11 protein-coding genes are annotated in these 11,636 nt (G+C 60.3%); 4 read left to right on the top strand and 7 right to left on the bottom strand.

Translation table 11 applies throughout. The annotated features are described in order from the left end of the window. Positions 1 to 29: 29 nt before the first annotated feature. The gene (locus tag QQJ86_RS01215) at positions 30 to 1,904 is read right to left on the bottom strand and encodes a potassium transporter Kup (RefSeq protein WP_284319072.1); all 1,875 of its coding nucleotides are present in this window, start codon (positions 1,902 to 1,904) and stop codon (positions 30 to 32) included. A 181-nt stretch (positions 1,905 to 2,085) separates the two neighbouring features. Here QQJ86_RS01215 and QQJ86_RS01210 point away from each other — a divergent pair, with 181 nt between their 5' ends. After that, the gene (locus tag QQJ86_RS01210; RefSeq protein ID WP_284319071.1) at positions 2,086 to 2,622 is read left to right on the top strand and encodes a Dps family protein; all 537 of its coding nucleotides are present in this window, start codon (positions 2,086 to 2,088) and stop codon (positions 2,620 to 2,622) included. A 120-nt stretch (positions 2,623 to 2,742) separates the two neighbouring features. Here QQJ86_RS01210 and QQJ86_RS01205 read toward each other — a convergent pair whose 3' ends face one another. Then, positions 2,743 to 3,570: a DoxX family membrane protein gene (locus QQJ86_RS01205; protein WP_284319070.1), complete on the bottom strand. Its 828-nt coding sequence runs from the start codon at positions 3,568 to 3,570 to the stop codon at positions 2,743 to 2,745. 190 nt (positions 3,571 to 3,760) lie between these two features. On the opposite strand from QQJ86_RS01205, the gene bla reads away from it, so the two are divergent. Beyond that, entirely contained in the window at positions 3,761 to 4,627 is an 867-nt protein-coding gene (gene bla / locus QQJ86_RS01200; RefSeq protein WP_284319069.1) for a class A beta-lactamase, read from the top strand. 1 nt (position 4,628) lies between these two features. On the opposite strand, the gene QQJ86_RS01195 is transcribed toward bla, so the two are convergent. The 5 genes from QQJ86_RS01195 to baeS all read right to left on the bottom strand — a co-directional run bounded on the left by QQJ86_RS01195 (position 4,629) and on the right by baeS (position 9,725). After that, positions 4,629 to 4,994: a hypothetical protein gene (locus QQJ86_RS01195; RefSeq protein WP_284319068.1), complete on the bottom strand. Its 366-nt coding sequence runs from the start codon at positions 4,992 to 4,994 to the stop codon at positions 4,629 to 4,631. Between the two features lie 331 nt (positions 4,995 to 5,325). Next, positions 5,326 to 5,877, bottom strand: a complete 552-nt coding sequence (locus QQJ86_RS01190) for a hypothetical protein (protein WP_284319067.1) — start codon at positions 5,875 to 5,877, stop codon at positions 5,326 to 5,328. Next, positions 5,867 to 7,453: an FAD-dependent monooxygenase gene (locus tag QQJ86_RS01185; RefSeq protein ID WP_284319066.1), complete on the bottom strand. Its 1,587-nt coding sequence runs from the start codon at positions 7,451 to 7,453 to the stop codon at positions 5,867 to 5,869. Before QQJ86_RS01185 ends, QQJ86_RS01190 begins: the two co-directional genes overlap by 11 nt. A 36-nt stretch (positions 7,454 to 7,489) precedes the next feature. Further along, positions 7,490 to 8,182, bottom strand: coding sequence for a response regulator (locus QQJ86_RS01180; protein WP_284319065.1), 693 nt, complete (start codon positions 8,180 to 8,182; stop codon positions 7,490 to 7,492). A 1-nt stretch (position 8,183) separates the two neighbouring features. Continuing rightward, positions 8,184 to 9,725, bottom strand: coding sequence for a sensor histidine kinase efflux regulator BaeS (gene baeS, locus QQJ86_RS01175; RefSeq protein WP_284319064.1), 1,542 nt, complete (start codon positions 9,723 to 9,725; stop codon positions 8,184 to 8,186). 169 nt (positions 9,726 to 9,894) lie between these two features. Here baeS and QQJ86_RS01170 point away from each other — a divergent pair, with 169 nt between their 5' ends. Together QQJ86_RS01170 and QQJ86_RS01165 are read left to right on the top strand one after the other, a co-directional pair. After that, a complete protein-coding gene (locus tag QQJ86_RS01170; RefSeq protein ID WP_284319063.1) occupies positions 9,895 to 10,296 on the top strand; it encodes a hypothetical protein in 402 nt (133 codons plus the stop codon). A gap of 67 nt (positions 10,297 to 10,363) precedes the next feature. Further along, positions 10,364 to 11,386: an AraC family transcriptional regulator gene (locus tag QQJ86_RS01165; protein ID WP_284319062.1), complete on the top strand. Its 1,023-nt coding sequence runs from the start codon at positions 10,364 to 10,366 to the stop codon at positions 11,384 to 11,386. Positions 11,387 to 11,636 lie beyond the last annotated feature (250 nt).

Below are 11,636 nucleotides of genomic sequence, written 5' to 3'. Positions count from 1 at the left end.
AACTTTATGAAAATCTGCGCGTGCGCGGTTTAGATCGAAATTTGCCGCCCGATATCCACGACTTGATAGGCGGGAATACGCAAATAATCGGTTACGCGGGCTGAATTTCGCAGCATCATGGCGAACACCGCACGAATCCAACGAGGTATACCACGGCCGTCTTCACGCGGAACGATTTTCTCCATGCCGACGAAATAGGTCAGTTCATGGGGTTGAATGGGGCAGCCATGTGTGGCGATTTGCGCCATCAGGGCCGGCATGTCCGGACGCTCCATAAAGCCGTAGTTGGCGGTGATCGACCAGAAATTCGGTGCGATTTCGGACAGGGCCAGGCGGTTCTTGGCCGACACCCACGGCGTGGAAGCAATCTCCAGTGTCACGGCCAGCACGCGTTTTTGCAGCGACTTGCTGTGCTTGACGTACCACTGCATCACCGGTGGCGTAGTGGCTTTTGTCTTGGTCAGGAACACCGCCGTGCCGGGCACGCGGACGATGCCGCTGGCGCCGAGCTCATCCAGAAACACGTCGACAGGCAGTGGATCTTCACCGCTGCGCGCGGCAAGCGCCACGATGCCGCGATGCCAGATGTACATCACCAGGTACACCAGTGCGGCGAGCAACAAGGGCACGTAACCGCCGTCGAACAGCTTCATCATGTTGGATGCGAAGAACGAGCTGTCGACGATGAAGAACACGCCCGCAACCATCACGCTGGCGAGCATGTTCCATTTCCAGATTTCCCGCATGGCGATGAACAGCAGTACTGTGGTCATCAGCATGGTCGCCGATACCGCAATGCCATACGCGCCAGCCAGGTTGTCGGATTTGCGGAAGCCCAGCGCTAATCCGATCGTCACCAGCATCAGCATCCAGTTCACCGCGCCGACGTAGATCTGCCCGTAACCCTCTTCGGAGGTTTGCGACACTCTGAATCGCGGCATCCAACCGAGTTGAATGGCCTGCCGCGTCATCGAAAACGCGCCGGTGATGATCGACTGGCTGGCGATGATGGTGGCAATGGTCGACAGCACGATCAACGGCAAGGTGAGCGAAGCAGGGCACAGCCGATAGAAAATATTGCCTTGCGTCGGCGCGCCGGCCAGCACGATCGCACCCTGGCCCGCGTAATTCAGCACCAGGCTGGGAAACACCAGCGTCGACCAAGACAGCTTGATCGGCCCTGCGCCGAAGTGCCCCATGTCGGCATACAGCGCCTCTGCGCCAGTGACGCATAGAAACACGCCGCCCAACACCAGGAATGCGCCACTGCCGCCATACAACAGGTAATGCAGCGCGTAATACGGATTGAGCGCCCACAGAATGCCGGGATGCTTGGCAATGCCCCACAGTCCGAGCACCGCCATGGTGATGAACCACAACGCCATGATCGGCCCGAACGCGCGACCGATGCGCGCTGTACCTACGGGTTGGAACGCGAACAACGCCAGCAGGATCACCACCGTCAATGGCAATACATAGTGCTGCAGGGAAGGTGCGGCGATATTCAGCCCTTCCAGTGCCGATAGCACCGAAATCGCCGGCGTGATCGCACCGTCACCATAAATCAGCGCGGCGCCGAACAAGCCGGCTGCGACGATCGCCGGTCGCCTGCGGTTCTTCACCCCTAACAGGGCCATCAGGGCCAGGATGCCGCCTTCGCCATCGTTGTCGATGCGCATGGCGAAGCCGGCGTATTTAATCGACGTGATGATGATCAGCGTCCAGATCAACAGCGAGATCACGCCGAAAATGGTCTGCGGCGTATTACCGCCAGTCATGTCCAACACGGTCTTGAAGGTATACAGCGGGCTGGTGCCGATATCGCCGAACACCACGCCGAGGGCACCAACGCTGGCCCACAACAAAGCAGGCTTTTTCAATGGGTTTGCAGAAACTTCGGTCATGGCAGGCGCTGTTCTCTCCCCAAAACTGCCCAGCAGTCTAGCGATGAAAGGTGACAGCGGGGTAAGCCGGTACCACATTTGAGCGGTTGCCTGCGCGAGCTTGCTGGCCTATGGTCATAAATCTGCTGTCGCCCGCCGATCTCTCAAATCACCCATCCCCACTGCAAGGAGAGAAACCGCCATGCCCAAAGCAAACAAGGCCGACAAGGTCGAAAAAGCCAAGCAGCTGCGCAAAGGGCCGCTAAAAACCCCCAGCGCACTCGGTGAAAACGCGCGGCGCGACATCTCCGCCGAACTCAACACCCTACTGGCCGATGTGTTCGCGCTGTATCTCAAAACCAAAAACTTCCACTGGCATATGAGTGGTCCGCACTTTCGCGACTACCACCTGTTGCTGGACGAACATTCCGACGAGATCTACGCCATCACCGATCCGATTGCCGAACGCGTACGCAAGCTCGGCGGTACCACGCTGCGGTCGATCGGCGATATCGCCCGTCACCAGCGCTTGTCGGACAACGATGCAGATTTCGTCACACCGGCGGACATGCTGGCCGAATTGCGCGAGGACAACGCGCGCGTGGCCGACTACATGCGCAAAACGCACGACCTGTGCGATGAATACAACGACGTAGCAACCGCCAGCCTGCTTGAAAACTGGATCGATGAGGCGGAGCGGCGCGTGTGGTTCCTGTTTGAGACGGGGCGTACCGTCTAGAGCTCTTTTGCTCCCTCTCCCCTCCGGGGAGAGGGTTGGGGTGAGGGGTCAAGGCTTGCCTCAAGCTTCATTAAGAGCCTCGCTCCGATTTCACCCACACCGCAAGATTATCCCCTCACCCTACCCTCTCCCCGGAGGGGAGAGGGGACTAAACGCTTGATTGCGCGACCGGCTGAAAGAAAGCCACTGCACTTCCCGATACGACGCCGCAACGATCCACCCCGCCGCCGTAATCACCGTGGAAATCGCCAAACCTGTCCACGCAAACCGCTGCGATGGCGTAGCCATCACCATGGGAATCCACACGAATACAGTGAAGGCACCCATCATCCATGCTTCAAGCGTGGCCGCCAGTCGGGGTAACACGTTCAGCGCAATCGCCAATCCCGCGGCGATGTGCGCGACACCGGTCAGACACGCCCAGCCCGTGTGATAAGGCAGCCAGCCAGGCACCATGTCGGCGGTTTCCTTGGCGTAGATCAGATGCTCCAGCCCGATCAAGGGCAGCGCGACGGCGAACGCAATGCGCGCGACACGCACCGCATGTGCGCCGCTGAGCGCAGCGAAGTAAGGTTTGTCATCCGGTGTTGCCGCGCTTGCGTACAGCACCCAGCTCGCGGCGACTAACGTGATGATTTCCGCGCAGCCACCCCACGTGATCTCATGCCACGGTCCCATGATCACGCGGGGCACATGCAGCGCCAGCAGCCACAGCAGCGTATACACCATCATCACGAACGAGGCCGGCACCAGCATGCGCCGCAGCAGCAATCCCGCGCCGCCCACCACCATCACGGCGCCGGACATCAACGCAAGGAACGCCCGCCCTGGCACACCGTCGGGCACCGGTTGCCATACCGAAGCAAAATCACGCGAAAACACACTCAGCAAACCCAGTGTTACGAACGCCAGTGCAAACAACCAACGACCGATGTCAGCGATGCGCATGCAAGCCTCCCGCAGTAATGGATACGCTCATTCAAACGGCGAGCGGCGGAGGTACAAGAGCCAATCGCACGCACTTCCGGCAAGCCAATGCGCAGCATGGCTGTCTTGATTTCGCCCCAACTTCGACAGCAGGAGTACCTGCAACACAGCTAGCATGAGCACCCCACACGGTTTCGGAGGTAAACGCAGCATGGATCGTCGTAGTGTGCTCAAGGGCATCGCAGTGGGCGCGGTCGCGCTTGGTCTCCGTCCTTCGCTGTCATTAGCGGATACGAAAGACATCAACGCGCAGTTGGCAGCGTTGGAACGCCAATACGGTGGACGGCTGGGCGTAGCGATCCTGGATACCGGAAGCGGCGATCGCGCAGGGCGTCGCGCGGACGAACGCTTTCTCATGTGCAGCACCTTCAAGATGCTGCTTGCGTCAGCAGTGCTGTCGCGTGTCGATCATGGCAAGGAGCAGCTGGATCGCCGCCTGGTCTTTAATAAAGACGCGCTGCTCGAATACGCACCCATCACCAGCCAGCACGTTGGCCCGCCTGGGATGACGATCGCCGAACTGTGCGGGGCCGCCGTTTCGCTGAGTGACAACACCGCGGCAAACGTGTTGCTGGCGCATCTGGGCGGCCCTTCCGTGGTAACGGATTTCGCACGACAGTTAGGCGATCCCATCACGCGACTTGACCGCATCGAACCGGAACTCAACCGTCCCACCCCCGACCACGTCAGCGATACCACCACGCCTAGCGCGATGCTGGCGAACCTGCAGAAACTGATGTTGAGCAACGTCTTATCCGAAGCCTCGCGCAAGCAACTGACGACGTGGATGCTCGGCACGACGACCGGAAAAAAACTGGTGCGCGCGGGATTGCCCGCCGACTGGCGGGTCGGCGAGAAAACCGGCAGCGGCGTAATGCAGAACAACGACGTCGCCATCATCTGGCCGCCCGATCGCAAACCACTGCTTGTTGCGGCCTATTACGAAAATCCGGCGAAGGATAGCGATGGACGTGCTGTCGTATTGGCAGCAACCGGACGCATCATCGCGGCGATGTAAATCAAATCGTATGCAGATTTGCCTGCTGCCACGCGTGGCCAATGTGTAGCCGTTGAACCTTGCAAACGTTCAACGCGCTGATCAGCAGAGCTTTCTGATGCGCGAATTCGACCAGCACGTCATATGTGCAGCCCTGTCCATCAGGCAGGGCAACGTTAGCGTCGCCGACGTATCCACCTTCAAGAGGTCCGCCGTTGAAAGTGCCATGGAGGTGCAGCGCCTGCCAGTTCGTACTGCCTGGTGCCGCCACGCTCAGTGAAACGACGGAATCCGGGCTGTCATTGACGAAATCCACATAGTGTCGCGGTGGATCCATGGTTGAGCAGGACGCAAGCAGCCCCGCCACGACGCATAGTGCGTAGCGCATGATGATCTCTCCGTTGGGCAAACCGAGCCCCGGCCGCAAGCCAAAAGGCAGCCAGTGCATGTTCAACAAGAGAAGGGATGCGGCGACGCGCTAAATGGTTGCAAGGATGCAGCGGAAGAAAAAACGGCTATATGCGTGTTTGCCGATCAATTTGCGATGCGACCATGCCTCACGGCCGTCATTCCCGCGAAAGCGGGAATCCATTTTCAACGGTACATCAGAGCAAGATGGATTCCCGCTTTCGCGGGAATGACGGCCGTGAAGTGACTTTCATCATGGCGGGTGTCGTGACGCAGCACGATTACCGGGGTACAAATACCAACCTACGGAGTCAACGCTTTACATTCTTCTTTGGCTTGCTCATGCGGTAATACAACCTGCCCATATAGAACAACGCCAGCACGCGCCAAACCACATGCACCACCAACATCTTGTTCGCCGCGCTACCAAAATCCGTCTCGGAAAACTGCAGCAGGTTGTAGGGCAGTGTGAGCAGCTGGTAGACAGCCAGCACGCATAACGCAAGCTTGCCCGGCTTCAACCACAGCCACGTCAATCCGATCGTCAGCCAGGCAATGTCGATCAGGTTCGGATTGATCACCTCGTGGCCCTTCGCCGTCAACACCACGAACCACACCAGATGTCCGGCCTGTACGCAGAACGGTGCGACGACGGCCTGCTTCGGTTTGCTCAGAAGTTTCCTGCTCACCAGCCACACAATCGCAGTAGCGACCAGCGGCACCAGCAGATTGAAACCCGCGTATATGCCGACCGCCCAGCCGACGACGGCGGCCATGATGGCCGCAACCTTGCTATAAGCGCCCACGGCATCGTCGTGGGCCGATGCGGACCCCTTGGTGCGCATGGATTCTTCAGGATTCATGGATTTCCCTCGGATGCGCAGCGATATCACATTGAGCGGTGGACATCGCGCGCGCCATCGGGAGCCTAATGCCTTGGGAAGTAAAATAGGTGTCTAAAGCCTCGGGCCTGCCAGAGGTATCCGCCAGAGCAACATAGGTATCCGGACGGATCAAGTAAAGTGCGTTGCGCGCAAAACCTGTGGCTTCGTGCTGTGGTTGCCAATCGAAGACGTGCAGCGGCATGGCGTGATCCGCGCACCACTGGCGTAGTGCGTCGCTCGCGCTACCGTACACGTGCACCTGCCAGGTCATGGCCGTGAGACTCGAAAAATTGTCGCTTCCCGCGGCGGTCGCCCATGGCAGGCGATCCCCGCCATAAACATCACCTGCCACACCTTCGCTCAAGGGGCATCCGCGATAATTCAAGGTGATCTGCGACACGGTGCGGAACAGGAATTCGCGAACACCTTCGAAATGGAAGAAGGCCGGAATCAGTGCAGGCGCGAGCCGCGTACGCACGAGATCGGCGACACGGCCTTCGGCGGTAACGAAAGTGAAAACGCGATCCGTCGTAGCGACCAAGCGATGCGCAAAACCGATGCGCTCTGCTTCGTAGCTGTCGAGCAGACGGTCGGGCGCGTATCCGTCCAAAACGGCAGCGAGCTTCCAGGCCAGATTGATGGCATCGCCGATGCCGGTGTTCATGCCCTGGCCGCCGGCAGGACTGTGGATGTGCGCGGCATCGCCCAACACAAACGCTCGGCCCTTGCGGAAGTGTTCGGTTACACGGTGATGCACGCGGTAGGTGGAAAACCAATGCACCTGCTTCACCTCGACCTTCAAACGTGTCATCGCGCGTCCGCTGACATCCTCGAAGCGCAACGTTTCGGGATGCTCAGCACGCTCGTCACGCACCGTGCCGATCAGGCGCGCTCGACCTTCGCCGGCGAGCGGAAATACGGCCAGGAAATCCGCCTCGTCCAGATCGACGTGCAACTGCCCATTCAACGACGGACCGGTAGCTTCCACGTCAGCCACGTAGAACACTTGCTTGTACGTACCACCCGGAAAACCGGTGCCGATGGTTTCGCGCACCAGCGAACGTGCCCCATCGCAGCCGGCGAGGTAACGCGCTTCCCAATTCTGCTCGATGCCGTCAGGACCGCGCAGGCGTGCGACCACGCGTTCGCCTTCGTCGACGAAGCCGAGCAGCTCGGTCTGTCGTTGCACCGACACGCCCATCTCTTCAAGTCGTTCGATCAGCAGACACTCGTGCTGGTCTTGCTGAAAAATATGCAGGAACGGAAACGGCGTGAGATCCGAACCGAGCGATCCGAACTGTATCTGTGCCTTCTTTTCGCCCTTAACCCACAGATTCACCGCAGGCACCTTATGGCCTTGCGCGACGACCGCATCGGCCAGGTCGAGCTGGCGGTAAAGCTCGAGCGTGCGTGCCTGCACGGCTAGCGCGCGGGATGTAGTACCCGCTGCGGATGTTTTATCGATGATGTGGACGTTGACGCCCAGTTTGGTCAGCCACAGTGCGAGCACCAAACCCGTCGGACCTGCTCCGCTGATCAGAACATCGCTGCGCATGGCGTACACCTCGTAAGTGCGCGGACTGCACAATCGTCACTCGATTTCCAGCTTGTAGCCTACTCCATAGATCGAGCGGATCGGATCCTGTCCGGGAGCGGCCTGCTCCAATTTGCGACGCAGGTTCTTGATGTGGCTGTCGACGGTACGGTCGGTGACCACGCGATGGTCGAGGTACAGGTTGTCCAGCAGGTGATCGCGCGAGAACACGCGTCCCGGATTGGCGGCCAGTGTTTTCAGCAGGCGGAATTCCACCGGCGTCAAATCCAGCGGCGTGCCATGAAACATGGCGCTGTGCGTAGCTTCGTCAATGCGCAGAGCAATGCTGCTGCTTTGCTCGCCGCTAGCACGCGCACGTCGCAAAATCGCCTTGACGCGCGCGACCACTTCGCGCGGACTGAATGGCTTGCAGATGTAATCGTCTGCGCCCAGTTCCAGGCCCAGCAAACGGTCGATCTCTTCCACGCGTGCGGTGAGCATGATGATGGGCACGTCGCTGAAACTGCGCAGTTCGCGGCAGATATCCAGGCCGTCGCGTCCGGGCAGCATCAAGTCGAGCAGCACCAGATCGGGCTGACTCGCCTTGACGGCGGGGACGGCTTCGCGGCCATCGGCTACCCAACTCGATTCGTAACCGCTGGAGCGCAGGTAATCGCCTACCAATGCGGCGAGCTTTGGTTCGTCTTCCACAATCAGGATGCGTGCGAGTGCCTGCGGTGTGGTCTCCATGTCACGCATTCTCCAACGGCAGTCGCACCGTCAGCCACAAGCCGCCAAGCGGTGAGGGATGCGCATCGATCGTACCGCCATGCGCTTCGACGATGGCGCGCGAAATCGCCAATCCCAACCCCGCGCCGCCGCTGGCGCGATTGCGTGAAGCTTCCCTGCGATAAAAGCGTTCGAACAGGCGTGGCAGGTTGGCCATTTCCACGCCCGGCGCGGAATCCATCAGATCGACCACGGCGCTGTCGGCCATCATCCGGCAGCTGACGCGCAACACACCGCCCGCATCCGTATAGCGCGCGCTGTTTTCGAACAGGTTGACGAACAGCTGCTGCAGGCGTCCTTCATCCGCCGTCACCAGCACGGGCGAGGAGGGCAAGCTCAGTTGCAGATCGATCTCCGCACGGCGGAAACGATCGCGGAACGTGTCGGCCACGCTCTCCAGCAGCTTGCGCAGATCCACCTCCACCTTGCGGTAGATCATGGTGCCCACATCGGCGAGCGAGAGTTGATAGAGATCGTCGATCAGCTTGCTGAGAAGAGCCACCTCGCTCTGCAGCGACCCGATGGCGTCCTTGTCGAAGCGGCGTATGCCATCTTCCAGCGCTTCGAGTTCGCCGCGGATGATCGCCAACGGCGTGCGCAGTTCGTGCGATACGTCGGCAACGAATTGGCGGCGCGTGCGCTCGTTCTTCTCCAGCACCACCGCGAGTTGATTGAAGTCCCGCGCAAGCTGGCCCAGCTCGTCCCGCGAATGCGTTTCCACGCGTGCTGCGTAATCACCCTTGGCTAGCGAATGCGTGGCTTTGGCAATGCGATGCACTGGCGTGAGCAGGGTACGCGCCAGCCATACCGCCAATAACGCAGCGACCAACAGCGCGATGGCGCCAATGACCCAGCTAGCCCGGTACTGTCCCTGCTCAAAACGCAGATCACCGGTTTCGGTGACGTCGCGCAAGGGCAGCATCGTCAACCAGCCAACGGTGCGCCCATTCACCACGATCGCCTGCTTCAACGCGTGCGTGGCGGTGACTGCGGAAGGGTTACCGAACAAGATCTGGTTCTGCTCATCCAGCAAGGCAAACCGGAAGTCGGTACCGGTGAGCTCCGAAACCGACGCCGGCCCGTGCATGCGATCCAAAGCGGGCGGCGGTCCTTGCGGCGGATGATCGCCTTGACCCGGCGGCGGTCCGCCCGGCGGTGATTGATCGGGTGGAGGCTGGCCATCCGGCGCATCAGGCGGCTGTTGATCGGGCGGTCCCAGGTCAACGAGATTTCGCGGTGCCGGCATGCCGGCGAAATGGCCTTGCCGCATCACCTCCATCCAGGCGCGCGGATTGTTGCGCAGGAAATCCCAGCTGCCATGTTTGCGATAAGCGGTACCGAGCGAAGACGCCACGCTTTGCATGCGCTCGGTTTCCTGCTCGGAGAGGTAGCCAAGAAATCCGCGGTTGAAACTGAGGCGCGCAGCAACGCCCATCGCCACTACGGCAAATACGGCGACGGCGAGCATCGCGAGGAAAAGCTTGGCGGTCAGGCCAGGTCGCATGGTGTCGGCAAGAAATTGTGATGTGGGTGTCCCTTTTGGAATTAAGGCGGGTTGTCCGGACAGTTGCAAGCGCAACCGCGCGATTCCACGGAATCTCCAAATTTCCTGCACAGTCCTGCTCCAAGGTGGCCTCATGCGGCACCACCAGGGCGCCGACGGACAAGCGCTCATGGCAACAGGCAAACGCAAGCTGGCCACCGAATTTCTGCAGTTCCTGGCCGACATCTATGACCCGGCCACCGGCGCCGTGTCGTGCATGCGGCTGGCCGGTTGCCTCGGCATGACCGAAACCGCCTTGCGCCGTCGCTGGCTTCGCCGCGGCGTGCGCGTGTCGTGGGAGCAGTTCGCGGACGAGTTGCTCAGCGTGCTGGACGCGGCGCAGCTGCAACGACGCGATTTGAACCAGGCCATCGACTGGTACTTCAACGCACCGATCGAACAGTGCGGCAGCAAGACCGCCGACGAACTGGTCGTTGCGGGCGAGGCCGGCCGGCTACTGCGCGAACTGGATACCTGTGGCGTATGGATGCACGCCACGCTCGATTGGGCGCGAGCGCGCCTTAGAGCCTGATCACAGGCTCTTGCATGGACGCCACCGCTAAGACTCAAACGCGATTGCACTTTTGTGGGGTAGAGGTATGCACAAGTTGTACAAAGACGATGTCCACGTGGAATACGCTGTGGCTTTACTTCAATTGCTGGAGCAGAAGGGCATTTCCCACGAGCAGGCGCTGGCCGGCACCGGCATTCGCGACGAGCAACTGGAAGACGGCGGCCGCCTGACCACGCACCAGGACGCGCTGTTGCTGACCAACGCCGTACGCCTGACCAACGATCCCGGCATCGGCTACCAGATCGGCTTGCACAGCACGGTCACCTGGCACGGCATGTTGGGCTATGGGCTGATGAGCTGCGCCACGCTGCGCGATGCACTCGAACTGTGGACGAACTTCCTGGATCTGCGCACCACCACGTTCAACCTGCGCTTGATTGAACGTGACGGCTTCGCCGAACTCATCGTCCATGATCTTGCACCGCGCGCACCGATGCGCTTCTGCGCCGTCGATCGCCTGATGACCATGACCACGCGTCTGTGCGAGCAACTGTCGCAACGCCTGCTGCCCGGCATGGAAATCTGGCACCGCGGTCTGGAACCCTTGCACTACGCGCGCTATCGCAAGCGCGTGGTGGCGACGCGCTTCGAAACTAATCTCAGCCTGATCCGTTTCCCCGTTGCGGACCTGGATACTCCGCTGACCAACGCCAACGGTTCGACCTTGCGCTACATCAAAGCGCAATGCGAACGCGAGCGTGCGCGTCTGCGCCGCTCGGACGATCTGGTGGTGCGCGTGATGGATCTCCTGCAAAGCCACGAACGCAGCGGTTATCCAGGTATCGAGGAATCCGCCAAGATGCTGTGCATGTCCAGCCGCACGCTCAAGCGCAAACTGCAACGCCTGGGTCTGAATTTTCGCGGCCTGGTTGACGATGCGCGCAAGGATGCCGTGCTGCGCGACGTGTTGAATCCGGTGTTGCGCATGGATGAAATCGCGGTGCGTATGGGTTACGCGGATCCGGCCAATCTTACGCGTGCGTTTCGTCGGTGGACGGGAGAGTCGCCGAGCAAGTACCGGGCGCGGTTGCTGTCGACGGGGACCTGAAAGCGGTCTCGGATCAATCTTGCTGAAAACCAGTCCCCTCTCCCCTTCGGGGAGAGGGTTAGGGTGAGGGGCTGGGCTTGCGGGAAACTCCCTGCGTACATACAAGTTTTGCCCTTTGAATCTCGTATAGCTCTAACTATTGCGCGAGATCCGCCCCCTCACCCCAGCCCTCTCCCCGAAGGGGAGAGGGGGCAACGCAACGAACGTCAAATTTTCCCGACGAAAGCCATACATTCCGATGCAAAAAAGA

The organism is Dyella acidisoli (assembly GCF_030160295.1).
Lineage (GTDB): Bacteria > Pseudomonadota > Gammaproteobacteria > Xanthomonadales > Rhodanobacteraceae > Dyella_B > Dyella_B acidisoli.
Note: the sequence above shows the minus strand (reverse complement) of the source record. Positions and strands in the feature narration are given on the sequence as shown.